Origin of the sequence: Hymenobacter fastidiosus (assembly GCF_039539565.1) — a bacterium.
Lineage (GTDB): Bacteria > Bacteroidota > Bacteroidia > Cytophagales > Hymenobacteraceae > Hymenobacter > Hymenobacter fastidiosus.
The window spans coordinates 1-22183 of the sequence record NZ_BAABDJ010000036.1; the positions used below are offsets into that span (position 1 = coordinate 1).

The 22183-nt window shown below is 57.4% G+C and carries 20 protein-coding genes; 10 read left to right on the plus strand and 10 right to left on the minus strand.

All coding sequences use genetic code 11. The annotated features are described in order from the left end of the window. The 7 genes from ABD833_RS15555 to ABD833_RS15585 all read left to right on the plus strand — a co-directional run. Positions 1-287, plus strand: a 287-nt coding sequence (locus ABD833_RS15555) for a transposase family protein (RefSeq protein WP_345074203.1), incomplete at its 5' end; no start/stop codon positions are given. A gap of 14 nt (positions 288-301) precedes the next feature. Next, entirely contained in the window at positions 302-478 is a 177-nt protein-coding gene (locus tag ABD833_RS15560) for a hypothetical protein (RefSeq protein WP_345074205.1), read from the plus strand. Next, entirely contained in the window at positions 475-996 is a 522-nt protein-coding gene (locus tag ABD833_RS15565; protein WP_345074207.1) for an ISAs1 family transposase, read from the plus strand. Before ABD833_RS15560 ends, ABD833_RS15565 begins: the two co-directional genes overlap by 4 nt. A gap of 179 nt (positions 997-1175) precedes the next feature. After that, positions 1176-1694, plus strand: coding sequence for a hypothetical protein (locus ABD833_RS15570; protein WP_345074209.1), 519 nt, complete (start codon positions 1176-1178; stop codon positions 1692-1694). A gap of 27 nt (positions 1695-1721) precedes the next feature. After that, positions 1722-2210, plus strand: coding sequence for a transposase (locus ABD833_RS15575; protein ID WP_345074211.1), 489 nt, complete (start codon positions 1722-1724; stop codon positions 2208-2210). Between the two features lie 376 nt (positions 2211-2586). Next, a complete protein-coding gene (locus tag ABD833_RS15580; protein ID WP_345074213.1) occupies positions 2587-3558 on the plus strand; it encodes an IS30 family transposase in 972 nt (323 codons plus the stop codon). Between the two features lie 85 nt (positions 3559-3643). After that, a complete protein-coding gene (locus tag ABD833_RS15585; RefSeq protein ID WP_345074215.1) occupies positions 3644-4360 on the plus strand; it encodes an IS5 family transposase in 717 nt (238 codons plus the stop codon). A 122-nt stretch (positions 4361-4482) separates the two neighbouring features. Here the strand turns inward: ABD833_RS15585 and ABD833_RS15590 are convergent, their stop codons facing one another. The 9 genes from ABD833_RS15590 to asnB all read right to left on the minus strand — a co-directional run bounded on the left by ABD833_RS15590 (position 4483) and on the right by asnB (position 15272). After that, positions 4483-5706 carry a glycosyltransferase family 4 protein gene (locus ABD833_RS15590; RefSeq protein WP_345074216.1) on the minus strand — a complete coding sequence of 408 codons (1224 nt, stop codon included), beginning with the start codon at positions 5704-5706 and terminating at the stop codon, positions 4483-4485. 187 nt (positions 5707-5893) lie between these two features. Further along, on the minus strand, positions 5894-6823 hold the full coding sequence (locus ABD833_RS15595; RefSeq protein ID WP_345074218.1) for a glycosyltransferase family 2 protein: 930 nt from the start codon (positions 6821-6823) through the stop codon (positions 5894-5896). A gap of 114 nt (positions 6824-6937) precedes the next feature. Then, a complete protein-coding gene (locus tag ABD833_RS15600) occupies positions 6938-8422 on the minus strand; it encodes a DUF6056 family protein (RefSeq protein ID WP_345074219.1) in 1485 nt (494 codons plus the stop codon). 28 nt (positions 8423-8450) lie between these two features. Continuing rightward, a complete protein-coding gene (locus ABD833_RS15605) occupies positions 8451-9557 on the minus strand; it encodes a DegT/DnrJ/EryC1/StrS family aminotransferase (RefSeq protein WP_345074221.1) in 1107 nt (368 codons plus the stop codon). Positions 9558-9563: 6 nt separating this feature from the next. Next, complete coding sequence (locus tag ABD833_RS15610) at positions 9564-10517, minus strand: GNAT family protein (RefSeq protein ID WP_345074223.1); 954 nt, start codon at positions 10515-10517, stop codon at positions 9564-9566. Continuing rightward, positions 10502-10909 carry a sugar 3,4-ketoisomerase gene (locus ABD833_RS15615; RefSeq protein ID WP_345074224.1) on the minus strand — a complete coding sequence of 136 codons (408 nt, stop codon included), beginning with the start codon at positions 10907-10909 and terminating at the stop codon, positions 10502-10504. The genes ABD833_RS15610 and ABD833_RS15615 overlap by 16 nt, the downstream gene beginning before the upstream one ends. 16 nt (positions 10910-10925) lie before the next feature. Beyond that, positions 10926-11912, minus strand: a complete 987-nt coding sequence (locus ABD833_RS15620) for a UDP-glucuronic acid decarboxylase family protein (RefSeq protein WP_345074226.1) — start codon at positions 11910-11912, stop codon at positions 10926-10928. 60 nt (positions 11913-11972) lie between these two features. Further along, on the minus strand, positions 11973-13313 hold the full coding sequence (locus ABD833_RS15625) for a UDP-glucose dehydrogenase family protein (protein ID WP_345074228.1): 1341 nt from the start codon (positions 13311-13313) through the stop codon (positions 11973-11975). Positions 13314-13364: 51 nt separating this feature from the next. After that, positions 13365-15272: an asparagine synthase (glutamine-hydrolyzing) gene (asnB, locus tag ABD833_RS15630; RefSeq protein ID WP_345074229.1), complete on the minus strand. Its 1908-nt coding sequence runs from the start codon at positions 15270-15272 to the stop codon at positions 13365-13367. A gap of 125 nt (positions 15273-15397) precedes the next feature. Between asnB and ABD833_RS15635 the strand changes: the two genes are divergently transcribed. Further along, the gene (locus ABD833_RS15635; RefSeq protein ID WP_345074231.1) at positions 15398-15901 is read left to right on the plus strand and encodes an acyl-CoA-binding protein; all 504 of its coding nucleotides are present in this window, start codon (positions 15398-15400) and stop codon (positions 15899-15901) included. Between the two features lie 422 nt (positions 15902-16323). Here ABD833_RS15635 and ABD833_RS15640 read toward each other — a convergent pair whose 3' ends face one another. After that, positions 16324-17733, minus strand: a complete 1410-nt coding sequence (locus tag ABD833_RS15640) for an FAD-binding oxidoreductase (protein WP_345074232.1) — start codon at positions 17731-17733, stop codon at positions 16324-16326. A gap of 42 nt (positions 17734-17775) precedes the next feature. Here ABD833_RS15640 and ABD833_RS15645 point away from each other — a divergent pair, with 42 nt between their 5' ends. Beyond that, positions 17776-18438, plus strand: coding sequence for a C40 family peptidase (locus ABD833_RS15645; protein WP_345074233.1), 663 nt, complete (start codon positions 17776-17778; stop codon positions 18436-18438). 152 nt (positions 18439-18590) lie between these two features. Then, a complete protein-coding gene (locus ABD833_RS15650; RefSeq protein ID WP_345074235.1) occupies positions 18591-22133 on the plus strand; it encodes a TonB-dependent receptor in 3543 nt (1180 codons plus the stop codon). The last annotated feature ends 50 nt before the right edge of the window (positions 22134-22183 follow it).

Below are 22183 nucleotides of genomic sequence, written 5' to 3' on the forward strand. Positions count from 1 at the left end.
ACGCCCCGGCGGGGGTGCTGGTGGAGATGCCCCACAAAAAGCCACCGAAACAGGAATTGACGTTTTCCCAAAAGCTTTACAACCAGTTGCTGAGCTCGTTGCGCGTCGTCATTGAGCACGCCCACAGTGGCATCAAGCGCTTGCGCATGGTCCAGGGCACGCTGCGTTTACGCGGCGAGTGGCGGCGCGACACGGTGATGGCCGTGGCCTGCGGCCTGCACAACCTGCGCGTCCGTAGCGCCTGGCGGGCCTACGCGCCCGATAAACTCACCAACCAAGTCGAATAAGGTCTTTTGTCTCGGTGGTCAGTTTATACTGCCAGCGCACGGGCCTGACCCTGGCCCTGCAGGACTACACGGACAAGAAAACGGGGGAGATGAGCGTGCTGCGCGACTTGCTCGCCGGCTTGCAGGACCGGGGCGTGGTGTTCACGCTCGACGCGCTGCATGCCCAAAAAAAACGGCCGCCGCCATCGTGACCAGCGGCAACGACTACGTGCTGCAGATCAAGGGCAACCAGCCCAAGCTGCGGGACGCCATCGCCGCCTGCCACGCCGCCGACCCCACGCCCGCCGGGGCCACCCATTGCCAGGGCGAGCGCCGCGACATCAGTTGGCAGACCAGTGTGTACGCCGCCGACCCGCGCTGGCTGGCCGACTGGGCCGGGGCGGCGGGCTGCGTCGTCGTCGTCAAAACCGTGGTGGGCCCGCAGCTCACCACCCAGCAAACGCACTACTACCTCACCAGCCTAGCCGGGCGCCCGGCGGCCAAATTCGCCGCGGGCATTCGCGGGCACTGGGGTATCGAAAACAAGCTCCACCGTACCCGCGACGTGCATTTTGGTCAGGATACCAACGGCATCCGCCACCGCGTCGCGGCCATGAACGTGGCCCTGTTTAATACCCTGGCCCTGAATTACCTGCTTACCAACGTCGACGCCTCCATCAGCTACGCCCAACTATTCTTCGCCCAAAATTTCAAAAATGCCATGCCCTGACCGAGAACGTATCAACTCTGGCTACTCTACCCTACGATTTTTCAATTAGTTGATTTACAGTTATTTAAAGCTATTTTCAAGCAGAAAAAGGCCTCTGCTGTCTGTTTAAAGGAGTTGCAGACGAAAAACGGGACGGACCGGCCTTTGTGGTTCCAACACCTAAAAGCCACTCCCGCCCCGTGAAGCAACGCCTCATCGCCAAAATTACGACCGTTTTACAGCACGTGCCCCTGGTAGGCCATCTGTCGCGGCAAAAGTTTATCGCGCAATTCGTTATCGGCCTGATAAAGAGCCGCAACGTGCACTTCTGCGAAGTGGCCCAGCACCTGAACGATGCGGCCAAACCCGCCTCGGATGAAACCCGGATTCAGAACTTCTTCCGCGACGTGGAGCTCGACTACCTGGTGCCGGTTCAGCTGCTGGTCAGCTTGTTACCGGCCACCGGCAAGCTGCGCCTGCGTCTGGACCGCACCGAATGGGACTTCGGCCGGTGTCAGGTCACTATCCTGCTCGTCACCGTGGACTACGGCGCGTGGCACGTGCCGCTCTACTGGGAACTGCTCGACAATCGCAGCGGCAACTCCAACGCCGCCCAGCGCATTGCCGTGCTCGAGGCCTGCGTGGCCCTGCTGGGCCGCGAGCGGATTGGCCTGGTGCTGGGCGACCGCGAGTTTGTGGGCCATGTCTGGCTTAAGTGACTCAAAAACAACGGGTTGAATTTCGTCATGCGCTTACCCAAACACCACCTGCTGACCGAGCAGAGCGGCCGCCGTCGCGCCATTGCCGACCTGGGCCTGGCCGTGGGGCAGGTGCGCCGATTTGCCCACGTGCAAGTCGATGGCGTGTGGGGGCAAGTCTGGGTCAAGGCCCTGGCTGAAGGGGAGTTTCTCTTTCTCTTTGGCACGGCCGGCCTGACTTCGCTGGGGCAGTTCTACGCCAAGCGCTGGATGATAGAGCAGTGCTTTCAAAACCTGAAAGGCCGGGGATTCAACCTGGAAAACAGCCACTTGCGCTCGCACGACAAGCTGCGCAAACTCGTCGCGCTGGTCAGCCTGGCCTATGCTTTTTGCCTGAGCGTGGGCCAGGCGGCGGACCGGCGGACGCCAGTGGCGCATAAAAACCACGGCTATCGGGCCACGAGCCTGAGCCGCCACGGCTTGAATATCGTGCGCCAACTACAGCGGTTTCCAAGTTGGTGTACAGTTTTCAAATGAATTAAAAATGAAGAATTAAAAATTAAAAACTTGTTAATCAGGGTTTTAATTTTTAATTCTTCATTTTTAATTCTATTCATTACAGCTGAAACTGCTCTAACCCGCCCCGCCACTGATGCCCGAACCAGGCTAGCCCGACTAGTCGAAGCCTTATTGGACTGGCTCATCAGGCAAGTTGCTCGCTATCAGATACCTGTAAAAATCATGGAGTAGAGTAGTCGAAGCCTTATTGAACTGCTTAGATTCCAAAATGAAATGCAACAAATTTATCTGTAGCAAAAATAGCACATTACCCAGAATGTCAGCGGGGAGTCGCCTCCCCGCTGACGTTCTGGGTAATGTGCTATTTTTGCCACAATCGCCAAACTGTTGCACCATGCCCCACCTAACCCTTAGCCAAAGATATCAAATCTGGCGCCTGCGCCATCTCAAGCCCGCCGAGATTGCCCGTAGAATCGGCAAACACCGCTCGGTCGTCACGCGCGAGCTGGCCCGTAATGGCCCCACCCGCCAGGCGTACCAGCCGCAGCTGGCCCACAAACGGGCGGCCCAACGCAAAAAAGCCAACGCCGTGAAAACGATACCACTTGTGTGCCAGACCATTGCCCAAGGCCTGGCCAACCAATGGTCGCCCGACCAGATAAAAGGCCGCTGCCAGCAGCAGGGCCAGCCCATGCTCAGCCGGGCGGCCATTTATGCCCACATCTGGCGCGACCAGCGGCAGGGCGGCCAGTTGTACAAAGACTTACGCCACGCCAATCGGCCCTATCGCAAGCGCTATGGCAAACCCGACGGGCGCGGCAAAGCAGCCCGCCGGGCGGCTAAACCCAGTATCGACCAGCGGCCGGCGGTGGTCGCAGAAAAGAGTCGTTTCGGCGACTGGGAACTCGACACGGTGCTGGGTCCCCAGCAAAAAGGCGTCCTGGTCACGATAACCGAACGCAGCAGCAACTATCTGCTCATGCAGCGGGTAGACGATAAATCCGCTGCCCAGACCCGTCAGGCGGTTATTGACAGCCTAAGCCAAAGCGGCTTGCCCGTCCACACGCTCACGTCGGATAACGGCACCGAGTTCGCCGACTATGAGCAGATCGCCAAAGCGTTAAAAACGTCTTTCTATTTTGCCCACCCCTACCATGCCTGGGAACGGGGAGCCAACGAGCATAACAACAAACTCATCCGCCAGTATCTGCCCAAAAAGCAAGACTTTTCCCAGATGAGCCCCCAACAGATAACCACCTACCAGGACCGCCTCAATGACCGACCCCGAAAGAAATTGAACTATTCCACGCGCAACAAACACCTTAAATCCCTCTTTTCAACCCAATTTGTTGCATTTCAAACGTGAACCTGCGCTGGCTTATCAGGCAAGTTGCTCGCTATCAAATACCTGTAAAAATCGCGGGGTAGAGTAACCAAGCTCCTTCCTACTTATGGTTGACGGCTATCAACCCCTTACTGACTCGCAGTGGCAAGTTATTGAGTTGCTGCTGCCCACACAACGACGGCGGCGCTTGTGTTTGCGTCACGTCTTCAATGCGTTGCTCTATGTGTGTTGCACCGGCTGCCAGTGGCGGGCCCTACCGCCGCAGTTTCCGCCTTGGACGGCGGTCTACTACTATTTCTATCGCTGGCAACAGCTGGGCCTGTGGCCGCGCCTGAATGTAGCCCAGAATGGGATGGACCGCCTGGCCCAGGGCCGAGAAGCCTTGCCGACGCTGGCTTGTGTGGACAGTCAAAGCGTGAAGCTGGCCCCGCGCATCTATGAACACCGGGGCTTGGATGCGCACAAGCTCGTCAACGGCCGTAAACGGCAGATTTTGGTCGATTCCGGCGGGCGTATCTGGGCCGCGCACGTACACGCCGCCCACCGCCATGACAGCACCGGTGCCTTGGCCTTGCTGCCCCACCGCCCCTGGTGGGCGCGGCGCCTACAGCTGGTGCTCACCGATGCGGCTTACCGCGGGCGCTTCGCGCGACACCTGCAGCAACTGGGCCTGGCCCAGCAGATCAGTAGTCGGCCGCCCACGCAACGCGGTTTCGTGCCGCTAGCCCGCCGCTGGGTCGTGGAGCGTACCTTCGCTTGGCTAGCCTGCTTTCGGCGCGTGATCGTCGATTACGAATTCACCCCCGCCAGCCACGCGACCTAGCTCCTGGTGGCCAATATTACTATGTATCTCAATCTAACCTGAATTCCCAAACACGCTCTTAGTTCCGTTTGCGCTGGCCAACCCACTGTATGGTGGTATACCTGGCCGGATACTGATTAGGATCACACCACCTGCATAGCTTCTTGCAGAACTTTAACGCGCGGATACAGTTGCGCCTCAATACTGAATAACTCTTTTATTTTGGCCTGCCCTTTTTTGGCTATCGTCAGCAGCTCCGAATAGTTATTGTAATAATATTCAACGAATTCAACTATATTATCCGCGTTGTTATCTATGATTACTATATCAGTTTTGTGTTCAAAGTAAACATTCTGCCCCATACTATCGGAGCAGAACAGTGCTACGCCCATCAATCCGGCTTCAATGCAGCCGCCCGTTGGAAAACCATCAAACGCGCCATTTTCAAGTGCCGAAGGAACATTGGGTGAAACAACTATGTCCATCTTGGCATAAAAATCCGGGAAAAATCCTGTTTTTTGCGGACCATAGAACACGATGTTGTCGTAGCCACTGACGTCTATATCGGAGGCATCGAAGCTGCCTACTATATGGAATTTCACGTCATCATGTGCATCACTCATTTTTTTTGCTATTGCAATAAAAGTATCATACCCTTTATCAATACCCAAAGGCATATATTTATTGGCAACAAAGCACAGATCAAAAGTGAATTTGTTCTTCTTAAATTCCAGCTTATTCGCGGCTGCCAGCTGAAGCTTCTCAACCGGGAGCACTACGCCATAAACTAGCTCTATTTTTTCAGCAGGGCAAAGGTTGTTAGTAACTAAGTAATCAAAAGTAATTTTCTGAGTAACAATTACCTTTCTGAAATATTTAGAGTTGAAAATTTCTTTCAACTGCCTGTTCACTATTTTGCTATCCATGAAGAACCCTCCACCGGGATACAAAGTAAAGACAAAGGGAATAGCATTTTTTTCTATTATCGGCAAAAACCGGTGAGTGTTATGCAAAAACACAACATACGCCAAGGAACCCTTGAGCTTTCTGCTTGGATTAAACTCAACGACTCTGCCAGCATAGTCAGGATTTTGCAGCATATGCAAATCCATAATGGCCGTCAAACTTTTCGTTTCGCCGATATATTTCAATGCAGTTCCCGTAGTATATACAATTGAGTCCGGGAATACAGATAAGTAATAATTGAACTCAACTAAGCGGAATGGTGACATCACTAAAGGATATATATCATCCAGCACAATCACTGTGTGTCGTTTTTTGCTGAACAAGTTCGCTGGCAAAGCAAGCCAATAATTCTTTTGCCATTGCAACAATTCACCTGCTTTACGAACTATGCGCTTTATCATATTTTGGGCAATTCAGGAACGCAAAAATGTAAGCCAATACGGCCGGACACTGATTAAGATTATCCTGATACCGGCTTGGCCAGGCCCTGCATCATAAGGACAGCAACTTTCTGGCAGGCAGGGCACAGGCTGCGGGCAGCTATTCCTAGCCTGACTAAGCCAATGCTGCTTACTTGTACTCAACGAGTTACTTGCGCGGCTCCTTTATCACGTACAGGGGCCGCTTGCGGGCAGCATCAAGCCCTCGCCACACGTACTCGCCGATGATGCCCAGCGCCGCCATCTGGAAAGCGGAGACAAACAACACTACCACCATCAGCGTAGACCAGCCTTCCGGCACTTTACTGCCGAACAGGTGCAGGCCAATGATGTAAAGTCCGTAGCCAAACGCGACCAATCCTAAAAACAGGCCTATTACTGAAATCGCACGAATAGGAAAATAAGAGAAGGCCAGAATGGAGTCAATAAACAGCTTAGCTTTTTTCTTAAGCGTCCAGCGAGACTTCCCTATCTCGCGCTTACGCCGCACATAGGGAATATTCACGTAAGGATATCCTAACCAGACCATCAGGTAGAACAGGTTGCTGTTGCGCTCCTGCAGCTGGGTGATATGCTCCGCTACCTGCCGATCAAAAAAGACGAAGTCGAAGCCACCATCCGGAATATTGGGGAGGGCGATTTTCTTCATCAGCAGGTGGAACGTCTTAGCAAATACCTGCTGCAAGCCCGTTTCCTCCCGGTCCTGCCGGTTACCAATGACCAGCTTGAATCCCTGCAGCCAATAGTTGTACATCTGTACCATCAGCTCGGGCGGATCCTGCATGTCGGCCGTAATAATGGCCATACAATCGCCGGTAGCCTGGGAAATACCGGCCACAATGGCATTGTAGGAGCCTACGTTGCTGACCAGCTCGACTACTCTAACCCGATCCGGATATTGGTCCCGAAAGCGGAGCAGTTCGCGCACGGTGTTGTCACCGGAGCCGTCATCCACCATTACGTACTCAAAAGTCACATCAGCGGGAAAGCCGGCTTCGTTGGCAATCAGGGCCTGCGCCGTCACCGGGATATTGTCTTCGTTGTAGTAACAGGGAATGATGATGGAGAGCTTGGGCATAGTAGATGACGGGACGCGAGGCAAGGGGTTGTGGGCACAACAAAGGTAGGGCTCCGTTTGGTTTAAGCTGTTGGCACGACTCGGATTCAGCTGGCGTCCTTGCGAAAACAGCGCTTAGGGATGGTAAGGGTTAGGCTTGATCACGACGCTATCCACGCCGTAATAAAGGGCATACTGCACGGCGTCGTCGTTGTTGAAGTCGTAGGTGTAAAGCACGCTTGGGACACGGTAGGCATCCTCGTTGCTATAGAGCGGATGCATTTCCGTTATTTTGACGTGGTGCGCGGCCTGCTGCTGCAACATTTGCTCGCGCTGCCGGATCCGGGCATAATGCTCGGGGGCCTTGGCGGCCACATCCAGATAAGCCATGTGGGTATTGCTGGTGCTGCTGAAGAAGCACAGGACGCAGAAAGCCAAGGCCGCTAAGCGCCAGCCCGCAGTGCTGCTCAGCGCCCGCAAAAGGCCCGAACGGGAGCTGTACCGAGCAATTACCGTTGTCAGCACCCACAGCCAGCCCAAGAGAAAGTAGAAGTAGACGCACTGCCAGCTATGAGGCCACACCGTCTGGTAAACCAGCATCGAGGGGAAAATCATGGCCCCAATACCGCCCAGAAGCCACAACACCAGCAAAGCCGGGTGGATCCGGCTTAGGTCGAGCCCCGTATCCTGGCGCACCTGCGTGAGCAGGCTAGCCAGCAAAATACTACCCAGCAACAACAACATGCTGTTGGTCCAGGAAATGGTCTGCGTGAGGGCAAAATAGATGCTCTTGATAATGATGACAACGCCCTGAGAGCTCTTCAGCACATGGCCCAGATCCCGGCCGGACATCGCCGCACGCACCTGATTGCCAGGTGCAGTCACAGCAAAGAAGGCCCCGATCATGGCCAGGGCAAACAGGACAAGAAACCAGTTTCTGGCGGGTATTTTCAGCAGCCAAGCGAACACGACAGTACTGCCAAGCAGGTAGCACATGGCCATCATCGACACATCGTAGGCCCCGATGGCCACGATGCTGAAAAAAGCGGCCCAGATCAGACTGGCAAGCTGCGCGCCCGGGCGGCCTTGGTAGCAGTGCAGGCCCAGCATACCCGTGAAGGCAAACAGGCTGGCAATAATCCCGGCTGTGAACGAGGTGTAGCCGCCAAACCAGTAGAAGGCCGCCCCGGCCATTTCGAACCCGTTCAGGTAAAGTACCGTCATCAACAGCGCACAGGCAGCTACGACAGACACATGGGCAGTACGGAGCAGCACCCGAAAAAAGCCGTACGCCGCGATAAGGAGCAGCAGAATAACCACAACGGGCTGGATCCGGGCCAGCAGTGCGGTTTGCTGATAAGACAGGGGGTCGAGATAGGCTTTTAAGGCCAGCTCGGTGTAGCGGCCGGTCCAGGTGTTGTACAAGTCGTGAATAAACTGCTGTCGGCCCAGCTGAATAATCCGGTTGGAGTTGGCGTAGTCATCGTGAATACTGGGGTAGTTATAATACGCCAGGAGCAGAAACGGCAGCACGGCAGCCGCTAACCCCAGTAGCCACCAGCTTCGTACGCGCAGTGCGTTAACAGCCGGGGCACTGATGGTAGAGTCAGAAACATTCATGCGAGAGTGGATACACCAGAAAAGAAGATCAGCGGCTCAAGAACGAGCGGATGGCATCGGTCACGATAGCCACGTCCGCCGCCGTCATGCCGGGCCACATGGGCAGGCTGAGGCAGGAAGTAGCCAGGTTTTCAGCAATAGGAAAGTCGCCGGCCTTGAAGTTCATAGAGCGGTAGGCTTCCTGCAGGTGAGGCGGAATCGGGTAGTGAATCAGCGTGCCGATGCCCTGCTCCGTGAGGTATTTCTGCAGCTCGTCGCGCCGGCTGGTGCGCACCACGTACAAATGATAGACGTGGGTAGCCCCGGCGGCCACGACCGGCAAACGCAGATCAGCAATATCGGCGAGGCGCTCATTGTACAGCGCCGCCACTTGCTGGCGCTGGCCGGTCCACTCCATCAGCATGGGCAGCTTGGCGCTCAGCACGGCGGCCTGCAGCTCATCGAGCCGGGAGTTGTGGCCGATTACCTCGTTGTAATATTTCTGCTGCGAGCCGTAGTTGCGCAGCGTCCGTACTTTCCTGGCCAGATCGGCATTGCTGGTCGTGACGGCCCCGGCGTCGCCGAGGGCACCCAGGTTTTTGCCGGGATAAAAGCTCGTGGCATTCACGTCGCCGAAGCTGCCGGTGATGCCACCTTCGAAGGTAGCGCCCTGCGACTGGGCATTGTCTTCGATTACGTACAGATTGTGGCGCCTGGCAATTTCCATGATGGCCGTCATTTCGCAGGCCTGCCCATACAAGTGCACCGGCATGATAGCGCGGGTACGCGGCGTAATGGCGGCCTCCAGCAGCGCCGGATCCAGGTTGTAGGTGGTTGGGTTGGGCTCGACGGGCACCGGCGTGGCCCCCACGAAGGAAATGGCCAGCCAGGTGGCAATGTAGGTATTAGACGGGACGATTACCTCGTCACCTTCCTTCACGTCGAGGGCCTTGAGCGCCAGATGCAGCGCGTCGAGGCCGTTGGCTACGCCTACGCACTCCGTAGTAGTGGAAAAGCGGGCGTATTCGGCTTCAAACTGCTGCACGGCTTCGCCCAGCACGTACCATTGCGAGTCGAAAACCCGGCTCATGGCATCCAGTACCTGGGTGCGGATGGCTTGGTTCTGGGGAGTGAAGGAAAGAAAAGGGACTTTCATAGCGACTTAGTTAAAATGCGAGCAGGCCAGTACGTGGCCGCAGCCACCGACTCTAAAATTCAATTTTTCGCAGGTCCGGAATACGGCCCGGTTGGTCGCCTGCGTGGTCATCAATACATACTCCGCCCCGTTTTGGCGGGCGCGCTGCACCGTTTCCGCTACTAGCTTCAGGTGCCAGCCCCGGTTGGCAGGGCCTACGGCTGTAAGCACCACGCGGGAAAAGCCCGAGCTCAGACTGACGCCGTGGGCCTGCAGGTCGCTGATGGCCAGAAACGAGTCGACGGGCAAGCCGGGTTCGGCCGGCACCAGCACGTCGTCGCAGTAGCCTTCTACGGCGGCTGCGGCATAGCGCGCCAAAAACCGGTCACCCTGGTCGTCGGCAAACCACTGGTCGGCGTGGAACCGGTCGTACTCGTTGCGGGCCGCCGCCGAAATCCGGCCAATGGCCGCCGCCTCTTCCGGCCGGGCCGGGCGGACCGGGTAGCGGGGCTGCTCAAACGCAGCGACGCCGTCGTGAAAGTACGTCAGCCGCGTTTCGACCAGCCGCCAGCCGGCATCACCCAGGGCCTGGGCCACGCGGGTGTCTTCGGCGGGCAGCTCGGCAAAGCAGTAGGCGGCTCCCTCCTGCCCCAGCTGCTGCCGGAAAGCATTTCCGGCAGCAGCCAGGGTGGTAGCGGAGGTATCATCGGCAAACAAGGCGGTAAAGACCTTGTACACCGGAGCCCGGAAAAAATCAGTATCCCAGGGCAGAAAGGTGTACAGGAACTGGACGGTAGCGCCTTCGTGCTCAAACTCAAATACCCGGTGGTTGGCGTCGGCGGCGTAGTGCAGCGCCGCCCCGGTACCAAAAAGCTCCTGCTGCGTAGCCACGTCGAGCTTGCGAAGGAAATTGTAGGGCGAGTAGAAAAAGAGCTTTTCCGCCCGCGCCGCTACCAGCTTCGCCTTTACTGCTGTCCCCATACCTGGCGAAAGTTTTCGTACTGCCGGATGTAGTCCTGCTCGTTGTAGCGCGTGGAGGCAAATACCAGCTGCACGGCCGTGTGCGAGTACTGCATAGTGTGCCAGGCATTCGGCGGCACGTACACGCCCACGTGCGGCGACTCCAGCACGAAGGTCTGAATTTCCCCGTCGGGCATCTCCGTGGTCACGATAATGCGGCCGGCTACGGCCACCAGTACCTGCTCGGTAGCGTGATGCGCGTGCCGGCCCCGCACGATGCTCTCCGGTGTAAAGTAGGTCCAGAACGTGCGTTCCACCGAGAAGGGGATCAGACCATTGGCTTCCCCGACGGAAATGTAGCCGATGTCGGAGGCGCCCAGCTTCGGAAACTCAATCAGATGCGGTTTTTGCATATGCAGCAGCTACGGCTCAAAAAGAGCGGGGCGTGTTATTGACCTGACCAGAAGCAGCTACCTCAACGTGTTCCTTGAAGTACTCCAGCGTCCGGCGCAGTCCTTCGGCGCGGTCTACCTTCGGCTCCCAGCCCAGAATCTCGCGAGCCTTGGTGATGTCCGGCTTACGCTTCATTGGGTCGTTCTGGGGCAGCTCCTGGTAGGTCGGCTTAAACTCCACGTTCATCAGGTTGGCAATTTCTTCGCCGAACTCCTTGATGGTGATTTCGTCGGGGTTACCAATGTTCACGGGCAGGGCGTAGTCGCTCAGCAGCAGGCGGTAGATGCCTTCCACCAAATCATCGACGTAGCAGAACGAGCGGGTCTGGGAACCGTCACCGAATACCGTGAGGTTTTCGCCGCGCAGGGCCTGGCTCAGGAACGCCGGCAACACGCGGCCGTCGTTGAGGCGCATGCGCGGACCGTAGGTGTTGAAGATGCGCACGATGCGCGTTTCCAGGCCGTGATGGTTGTGGTAGGCCATGGTAATGGCTTCCTGGAAGCGCTTGGCCTCGTCGTAGCAGCCGCGGGGGCCGACGGGATTCACGTTGCCGAAGTACTCTTCCACCTGCGGATGCACTTCCGGGTCACCGTAAACCTCCGAGGTGCTGGCAATCAGCATCCGGGCGCCCTTCACCCGGGCCAGGCCCAGCAGGTTGTGGGTACCCAACGAACCCACTTTCAGGGTCTGAATCGGAATCTTGAGGTAGTCAATGGGCGAGGCCGGCGAGGCGAAATGCAGGATATAATTCAGCTTGCCGGGCACAAACACGAACTTTGACACGTCGGCGTGGTGAAACTCGAAATCCTCTTTGCCGAACAAGTGCTCGATATTCGCCAGGTCCCCCGTAATAAGGTTGTCCATGGCAATGACGTGGTAGCCCTCGGCCATGAACCGGTCGCAGAGGTGCGAGCCCAGAAAGCCGGCGCCGCCGGTAATTAAAACACGTTTTTTATCAGACATCTTATAGTCTTTGCAGCCGGCCCACGGAGTTGCGCTTCGCACACCGGCTTGTTTTGAAATCTAGGCCACCGGCTCCTTGTGGTCGGTACGGATACCGATGCAGTGGTAGGTGAAGCCCGCTTCGTGCAATTCTTTGGCGTCGTAGATGTTACGACCGTCGAAGATAGCCTTTTGCTTCATCAGGCGGGCTACCACGTCGAAGTTGGGCGAGCGGAACTCGGGCCACTCCGTTACCACCAGCAGGGCGTCGGCATCAATCAGGGCGTCAAACTCATCCTTGGCGTAGGTGATCCGGTCGCCGAGGGTGTGCCGGGCTTCGGCCACGGCCACCGGGTCGTAGGCCGTTACGGTGCAGCCTTCGGCCAGCAGCTTTTCGATGATGACCAGCGACGGCGCCTCACGCATGTCGTCGGTCTTGGGCTTGAACGACAAGCCCCAGATAGCCATCTTCTTGCCTTTCAGCTGGCCGCCGAAATGCCTGGTCACTTTGTCGAACAGCACTTCCTTCTGGGCCTCGTTCACGCTTTCCACGGCCTTGAGCACCTGCATCTCGTAGCCGTTCTCGGCCGCCGTCTTGATCAGCGCCTTCACGTCCTTGGGAAAGCACGAGCCGCCGTAACCGATGCCGGGGTAGATGAACTTGGTGCCTATGCGGGCATCCGAGCCGATACCTTTGCGGACCATGTTCACGTCGGCGCCCATGATTTCGCACAGGTTGGCAATGTCGTTCATGAACGAAATCTTGGTCGCCAGCATCGAGTTGGCGGCATATTTCGTCATCTCGGCCGACGGGATATCCATGAAGATAATCGGGTGGCCATTGAGCAGGAAGGGCTTGTAGAGCTTGGTCATCACCTCCTCGGCGCGGGCCGAAGCCACGCCGACCACAATGCGGTCGGGCTTCAGGAAGTCGTCGATGGCGGCACCTTCCTTGAGGAACTCGGGGTTGGAAGCCACGTCGAACTCGATGGTTTCGCCGCGCCGGGCCAGGGCCTTTTCGATTTCGGCGCGCACTTTGGCGGCCGTGCCCACGGGCACCGTGCTCTTGGTCACAATCACGCCGTAGCTGTTCATGTGCTCACCCACGCCGCGGGCTACCGCCAGCACGTACTTCAGGTCGGCTGAGCCATCTTCACCGGGAGGCGTGCCCACGGCAATAAAGGCCACGTCGCAGTCTTTGATGCCGTCGGCCAGGCTGGTGGAGAATTTCAGACGACCTTTTTCCACGTTGCGGCTCACCATTTCCTCGAGGCCGGGCTCGTAGATGGGCAAAATACCTTTGTGGAGGTTATCAATCTTCTTCTGGTCGATGTCGATGCACGTAACTTCAATGCCTACTTCGGCGAAGCATGTGCCGGTAACCAGGCCTACATAACCGGTGCCTACAATTGCGATTTTCATATGGCGCGAATGCGTGAGGGAAAGCTGTTTATCTTAATTCTTGAAGCAAATTTAGCTCATCATCCACTTTTTCCACCACCACTGAAATACAATCAGCGCCCAGATGCGGGCGTGAACGTCGCCGGGATTGCGGGAGAAAAGCTGGGTTTTGAGCGCGCGCGTGGCCTCCACGCTGAAAATACCCTGGGCTTCGATGAAGGCATCGGAAAGCAGGTCGTCTTCGATCAGCGGGCGCAGCTCGTTGCGGAACCACTTCAGCAGCGGCACTTCAAAGCCGTGCTTGGGCCGCTGGTAGAGCTCCTCGGGCAGCAGCGGCCGGAACGCGTCCTGCACGATGCGCTTTTTCATATTCGCGTCGATTTTGCTGGTGACGGGAATAGAGAAGGCGAAATTAACCACGTTGGGGTCCAGGAAGGGCGGGCGCACCTCCAGGGAGTTGGCCATGCTCATCAGGTCCACCTTGGCCAGCATGTCGTAGGGCAACACCAGGTTCATGTCGGTAAGCAGCACCTCGTTCAGGTCGCCATCGGCGTGCAGGTGTTGCAGGATGTCGCGGCGGCGCTTTTCGGCCAGGTTCTTTCCTACTTTCCGACGGGAGGCCGGGCTGAGCAGATTGCGGGCGTCCTTCTCGCTTACAAAGCTGGCCCAGTCCCAATACCGGTCTTTGGGGCCACTAATCATGCCGCGCGAAAAGCGCTGAAACTGCCGCACCTTATTACCGAAGAACGAATTGCGCGACTTGGGCAGCACATCCCAGAGCAGGTTGAGCCCCGTCACGGCTTCGGCCTTAAAGCCGCCTTGCCGCACCTGAAACTCGCCCATGTGCTTGTTGTAGCCGGCAAACATCTCGTCGGCCCCGTCGCCGGACAGGGCTACGGTAGCCTTTTCGCGGGTGCGCTTGCTGAGGATGTATACCGCCAGGGCCGAGGAATCGGCAAAGGGCTCGTCGATGTAGTCGAGCACGTCGAAGATATGGTCGTACAGGTCCTGGTTGGTAAGCGAGAAAACTGTGTGATTGGTTTTGTAACGCTCGGCTACCAGCTTGGCGTACTTGGTTTCGTCGAAGAAGGGCTCGTCGCGGTAGCCGATGCTGAACGTGTTCAGGTGGGGCGTGTGGCGCGAGGCCAGGGCCACAATCACGCTGCTGTCGATACCCCCGCTCAGGAACGCGCCCACGGGCACGTCGGCCACGAGGCGGCGGGCGGTAGCATCATCGAGGAGCTCCACCAGCTTTTTCTGCTGCTGCTCGTAGCTGAGCCGGTTTTTGTTGGTCTTTTTCTGGTCGTAAGGAATCTTGTACCAGCGCTTGCGCACCACTTTGCCGCCTTGCACATAGAGGTAGTGGCCGGGCAACAGCTTCTTGACGCCCTTAAAGATGCTGGCGGGACCCGGAATATAGTTGAGCTGCAGATAGTGGCTCAGGGCCGCGTAGTCGAGTTTGCGGGGCACCCCCAGGGCCAGCAGCGACTTCATCTCCGAGGCAAAGAACAGCTTATCCTCGTCGCGGTACACGAGCAGGGGCTTCTCCCCCATCCGGTCGCGGGCAATGAACAGGGAGTCTTCTTCCTTGTCGTAGATAGCCAGGCCGAAGAAACCGTTAAGCTTCTTCAAAAAACCCCGCCCCTCGCTGATGTAGAGCTTCAGGATAACTTCCGTGTCGGTCTGGGAGCGAAAGGTGTGACCTTTCTTGACCAGCCGCTGCCGCAGCTCCCGGAAGTTGAAAATCTCGCCGTTGAAGACGATGGTATAACGCCCCGACTCATCGGTCATGGGCTGGTTACCATCGGCCGAGAGGTCGAGAATGGCCAGCCGCCGGAAGCCCAGGCCGCAGCTATCGTACACAAAATGCCCCTGGGAGTCAGGACCACGGCTGACGATGGCGTCCGTAGAGGCTTGCAACGCGGCGAGCGAACTACGGCCAGCGTCGGTAAAGGCGAATATTCCGGTGATTCCACACATAATTGGCGGGCAAAAGTACGAACTCTGGGGACTAACGTTCTAAAAAAAGTAGCGGGCCGCCCCCGCAACCAAAGCCGTGCCACGATAGTACACCCTTCGAGATTCACTTTTTACTTCCCCATTTTATGGACCTTCAGCAGCAAATGGACCTACAACAGCAATTCGAAGCCGCCGTGTCGCGGGTGAACGGCTTACCCGGTGACCAAGCCGCGGCCCACATGACGGAGCTTTACGGCCTTTACAAGCAAGCCACCCAGGGCGACCATGACACAACCGGCGAAACAGTCGGCGACGACTCGCCCGACAACCCGAGCGGTGAGCCGGGCATGTCGCAGGCCCAATGGGACTCGTGGAGCAAGTTTAAAGGCGTGAGCGAAGACGACGCCAAGCGACAGTACGTGGCCAAAGTAAGCGAGTTGGCCGGCTCGGCAGATGAAAAAGCCGCCGTATCCACTGATAGTGGTCAGTCAGCTACCGGCAGTGCGGTAAATCCAGGTACTGCCGACAGCAATACCACAACCTCTCAGCAGCCCGAAACCGGTCCCGGCGTATCGCAGGGCGGCCTGCGCGGCGACATTACGGCCGGTGCCCCCTACGGCGGCGAGGATAAGCTCAAGGGCCAGCAGTAGCCCGGAACCACGGATTCGTCCGGATTTGTGGACCACGGATTCGTCCGGATTCGTCGACCACGGATTCGTCCGGATTTTTCGGATTAGTCGGATTTTGTAGTCGATTGTTCAAAAAAAGGAGAAGGCCGCCTGTTTACTTGTCCTTACCCAAATCTTCCCCCGTCTTTCCGGATGTGGCGTAATAGCCTTTTTGCTGTTGGTCGAAGCGGCTTTGTCAGCTGTAAAACGATAGGGTAACCCCTCAAAAAAGCCCTCCTGGCCATATAGCCAGGAGGGCTTTTAAAATTTGGGAAAGGACAAGCTATTGGGGGGCCTTCTCCTTTTGGGTTAGCATGTGCTTACGTCCGTCAGCGCCGTTCACAAAATCCGACCAATCCGAAAAATCCGGACGAATCCGTGGTCGACGAATCCGTGGTTCCGGGCTAGAAGATCTTGCCCGGGTTCATAATGCCGTGCGGGTCGAATACGCCCTTGATGCCGCGCATCAGGTTCAGGTTGACTTCTTTGAGGGCAATGCCGATGTAGCCTTTCTGCACCAGCCCGATGCCGTGCTCCCCGCTGATGGTGCCGCCCAGCTTCACGCAGAGCTCGAAGATCTCGGAAATGGGCTGGCGCAGGCCCACGTTCCACATCTCGTCGTCGAGGTCGCCGCGGATGATGTTGACGTGCATGTTGCCGTCGCCGGCGTGACCGTAACAGACGCTCTTGAAGCCGTAGCGGGCGCCGATTTCTTTCACTCCTTTCAACAGGGTGGGTAGTTCGGCGCGGGGCACTACGGTGTCTTCCTCTTTGTAGACCGAGTTATAGCGCACGGAGTTGCCGATGTTGCGGCGGATCTTCCATAGCTCGTCTTTCTGAGTGGCGTTGTCGGCCAGCAGAATTTCGTCCACGTCATACTTCTCCAGCACTCCGTACACCTGCTCCGCTTCCTTGTACAGCTGGTCCAGGTCCTGGCCGTCGAGCTCGATGAGCAGGTGGGCCCGAATATCTTCGGGCAGGGTAAGCGGGATTTTCAGGTAGTCGGAGGACCAGGCAATTGCCTCGCGCTCCATAAACTCCATACCGGAGGGGATGATGCCGGCCCGGAACACGGCTGACACAGCCTCGGCGGCCTGATCTTCCTGCCGGAAAGGAACCAGCATCAGAATAGTATGCTGCGGATAAGGCAGGAGGCGGAACACTACTTTGGTGATAATCCCCAGGGTGCCCTCAGAACCTACCATAAGCTGGGTGAGGTTGTAGCCCGTGGAGTTCTTAAGCGTGTTGGCGGCCGTCCAGATGATATCCCCGGTGGGCAGCACCACCTGCAGATTGAGCACGTAGTCGCGGGTAGTGCCGTACTTAACCGCTTTGGGGCCGCCACTGCTGTGGGCCAGATTGCCCCCCAGAAAGCAGCTTCCCTTGCTGGCCGGATCGGGAGGATAGAATAAGCCGACCTCTTTCACCGCGTTCTGAAAGGCCTCATTCACCACCCCGGGCTCTACCGTAGCCTGCAGGTTGCGCTCATCAATCTGAATGATCTTGTTGAGCCGCTCGGTACTCAGCACCACCCCGTGATGAACCGGCAGGGCCCCGCCACTCAGCCCCGTACCCGCCCCGCGGGGCGTAACGGGCAGATGATGCTCATGGCAAAGGCGGACAATCTGGCTGATCTCATCTACGTTAGCCGGCCGCAGAACCACGTCGGGCGCGAAATAAAGGTCTTCCGTATGGTCACGGCCAAAGTCGGCGTAGGCCGCGGCCTCGGTGCGCTGGGCCGTGAGCACGTGCTCGGCTCCGACAATGCTTTCGAAGGCGCTGAGCAGTTCAGGAGTAAGGGCTTGGAAATCCATATATAGCGGGACAAAATGAACCTGACACCTATCTTTGTTCCAATGCGGGAACACATCACGAAGGTACGGCATTCAGCACAGTGGCATTGTTGGCTGGTGTTGGGGCTATGGGTACTGCTGGCCGGGCTGGGCAGTTGTGGAGGCACTAAAAAGCTGAACCAGCGCAACGGCCGCTATTACTCAGCCCGGGATATGGCCCGGATGAAAGCGGCCGAACGACGGCGCGGCGGCGTGGCCAAATCCAAAGCGAAAGCCACCTCGCCGGGCGGTAAGTCAAAAGTGGTGGTGAAGCGCAGGTCGACTCCGGCTACCGTTCGGAAAGAGCTGGCCACCGTAATCCAGACGGCTCGCTCTTTCCAGGGCACACCCTACCGGTATGGCGGCACCACTCGCCTGGGCCTGGATTGCTCTGGGCTACTCGTTAATTCTTTCGCGGCCATTAATGTTCAGATTCCCCGCTCGTCTAATGAGCAGGCCAGCTGGGGCACGCCCGTGAAACCGCAGGATCTACAGGCCGGGGATTTGGTATTTTTCGGAGCTTCCCCTGGCAGCAGCACCATCACCCACGTCGGACTGGTAACGAATGCCAGCCCGGAAGGCGTCCAGTTCATTCACTCTTCCAGCTCCTTAGGGGTAGTCGAAAATAGTCTGGAAACAGATTATTTCCTGGGTAGGTTTATCCGGGCGGTACGGCCCGTATTGTGAATTCCCCTGTTACCTTTGCGGCATTATTCGGCACCGGTCGCATTTTTACCAAATCAGAACAATAACGATTCGGTAATGCGCGCCGGCTGCTGGGTCCGTAGTTTTGCACCGTTTTTTAGCAGTTTTCTCTTTTCTCACCATTCCCCCCCTTTATGAAACACTTACGTTTACGCCATTTCTTGCTGCTGGTGCTGACGTTGCTGTCAGCGCAGGTAGCCTGGAGCCAGGGCACCACCACTTCGGCCATGAACGGTGTCATCACTGATAAGGCCGGGGCTGGTTTGCCGGGAGCTACGGTAATTGCCGTGCACACGCCCACCAACACGCAGTACGTGGCGCCAACCAACTCGGAAGGTCGCTTCAACATTCAGAACATGCGCGTGGGTGGTCCATACACTGTTCGCATCACCTTCATCGGCTACAAGGAAGCTGCCCGGGACGGCCTCTTCTTGACGCTGGGCCAGAATCTGCGTCTCGATATCAACCTGAATGAAGCCAGCACGGAGCTGGCCGGAATAACCGTAACGGGCCGCGAGAATCCAGTGATTAACGCCGGGCGTACCGGGGCGGCTACCACCATCCAGCGCGAACAGATTGAGCGGCTACCTACTTTGAACCGCTCGTTCAGTGATTTTACGCGCCTCACTCCCCAGGCTGGCTCCAGCAATACCTTTGGTGGCCGCAGCAGCTCGTTCAACAACGTAACCGTCGACGGAGCCGTGTTCAACAACGCCTTCGGCCTGTCGGGCACGGTAGGCGGGCAGACCAACGCCCAGCCGATTTCGGTGGATGCAATTGAGCAGATTCAGGTGAACTTGGCGCCGTACGACGTACGGCAGGGGTCGTTTACGGGAGCAGGCATCAATGCCGTGACCCGCTCGGGCACTAACACGGTAGCAGGGTCGGTTTACTTCTTCAACCGCAACCAGCGCGAAACCTTTCTCGGCCGTAAAGTAGGCGACCAGGAGGTTACGATTACAGATTTCCGCTTGCAGAACTATGGTTTCCGCCTCGGTGGGCCCATCATCAAGGACAAACTGTTCCTCTTCGTCAATGCCGAGCGTGAGCGTCGGACCGATCCACCGGCGGGCAACTTCATTGCCAGCCGCAGCGACCTGCCCGCAAACGGCACGAGCATTTCGCAGGCAAGCGAACCAACGCTGAACACGCTGAGCACCTTTTTGCAGAATCAGTATGGCTTCGCTTCGGGCCCCTACCAGGGCTACAGCCAGCGCCAGAACAGTGACAAGGCCACCGTTAAGCTCGACTGGAATATCAGCCAGAACCACCGCTTCAACATCAAGTATAACTACCTTGAGTCGTTGGCCGATGTGCCGCCCAGCGGTAGCGGCTCCATCAACACAGCCCTCGGCCGTTCGGGCAACCAGTTTGGCTTGCCCTTCCAGTCGGCCTACTACACTATCAACAACAACCTGAACTCGCTGATTGCCGAACTGAACAGCACGTTTGGCTCACGCTACTCGAACAACTTCACGGCGGGCTACACTGCCTTTCGCGACTTCCGCACCCCTTTCTCGTCGCCGTTTCCCTTCGTAGAAATTGGCAACGGCGTGGGCTTGCAGGGCCAGACGGGTACGCAGGCGCCTAACGCTACGCTGACCTCTTTCGGGTTTGAGCCTTTCACGGCCAACAACATTCTGAACACGGACGTGTATCAGGTAGGCGACAACTTTACGGCCTTCCTGGGCAAGCACAACGTGACGGTGGGTACCTATAATGAGTACTACCGCTTCAAAAATGGTTTTGCGCCCAACTACAACAGCTTCTACCGCTTCAACTCGCTGGAAGACTTTTACAGCAACACCGGCTTCCGCTACGACCGCAACAACCAGGCGCTAACGGCGCTGGGCGCTACGGATCCGCGCGCCAACCCCACGCTGTTTGGCATTCAATACGGCGCCAATGCTGCCCGCGAATTCCCATTCGCCGAGATTCAGGCGGCTCAACTGGGCTTGTACCTGCAGGATGAATACACGCCCATCACCAACCTGCGCATTACAGCCGGCGTCCGGGCCGACCTGCCGATCATTACCTCGGACGTAGCCCAGAACTACGCCGTATCGGGCGGTACCGATCCGGCTACCGGCACCACGTATCCGGGCCTGACTTTCCGCGACGGGGAGACGATCAACACGGGCCGCCTGCCCAAGCGCCAGGTATTGTTCTCGCCCCGTATCGGTTTCAACTGGGACGTGAAAAACGACAAAACCACCCAGTTGCGCGGTGGTACCGGTATCTTCACCGGCCGGGTGCCCTTCGTCTGGATTTCGAACCAGGCCAGCAACAACGGCGTGCTATTCGGTTCGCAATTCGTAACTAACTTCACGGGCGCAAACGCGGTATACAACCGCTTCAATCCCCGCCCCGACTTTTACGCTCCTGGCTCGGGTGGCCCTGTTGCTGGTCCAGCTGCCGCTAACGTAGCCTATAACCTAGCCGTGACGGACGAGAACTTCAAGTTTCCGCAAGTATGGCGCACCAATCTGGCTATTGACCAGCAGCTGCCTGGTGGCGTCACGGCCACGCTGGAAGGCTTCTACACCCGCGATCTGAACGCGGTTTACTTGCAGAACATCAACCTGCCCGGCTCCGAGTCGGCCCCGTTCAACCGCGCCAGCGGCCCCGACCAGCGGCCTATCTTCTATAGATTTGGCGCGCCCCAGACGGGTACCGGCGCTGGCCTGTTGACAACAACCGTCAACAACCGTATCTATGGTTTGGTGCCAACCGCCCAGGGCGGCAATACTGTGGCCAGCCCGAATATCTCGGATGCTATTGTGCTGCGCAACACCAACAAGGGCTACTCCTACGCCGTCACGGGTCAATTGCAGAAGTCCTTTGATAATGGCCTGTATGCCAGCTTGGCTTACACCTACACCGATGCCCGCTCTGTAAACGACGGCGGCTCCATTGCTCAGTCGCAGTGGCGCGACCGGCAGGTATCCGGCGACCCGAACGCCAACGTGCTCGGCTACTCGCAGTTCTTCCAGCGCCACCGCGTAATAGCCGTGGCGTCTTACCGCCGAGAATACCTGAGCCACCTTGGTACCACGCTGTCGGTGTTCTACACCGGCGCCCCGCAAGGCCGCTTTAGCTACGTGTATAATGGCGACATGAACGGCGATAGCCAGTTTTCGAATGACTTGATATACATCCCGCGTGACCGGAGCGAGATTGTTTTGCGCGACATCACGCTGACCCCGGCCCAGGGCGGCGGCATCTATTCGGCCGACCAGCAGTACGCTGATTTCACTTCGTTCGTTAATCAGGACAAATACCTAAGTGACCGCCGGGGCAGCTACGCGGAGCGCAACGGGGCCGAGTTCCCGTGGTTGCACCAGGTTGATGCCAAGTTGATTCAGGACATTTTTATCAATGATAAGACCCGCAACACGCTGCAGCTTAGCGTTGATATTTTCAACCTGGGCAACTTGCTGAACAGCGACTGGGGCACCGTTCGATCTACTAACAGGAGCAACCCGTTGAGCTTTGTTGGCTACGACACGAACAGCAAGCCGGTATTCCAGTTTCCTTACCTGACCAACCCCACCGCGGCCACGGCCACGGCTCCCGCCGTGCCGGCTAAAACGCTGACCGACACGTTCCGCGACAACGTGACGACCATCAGCTCGCGCTGGCAGGCCCAGGTGGGTGTTCGCTACATCTTCAACTAAAGCTGAGCAGCGAAACGCTTATCCCACTCCTCGTAAAAACAGACGAAGCA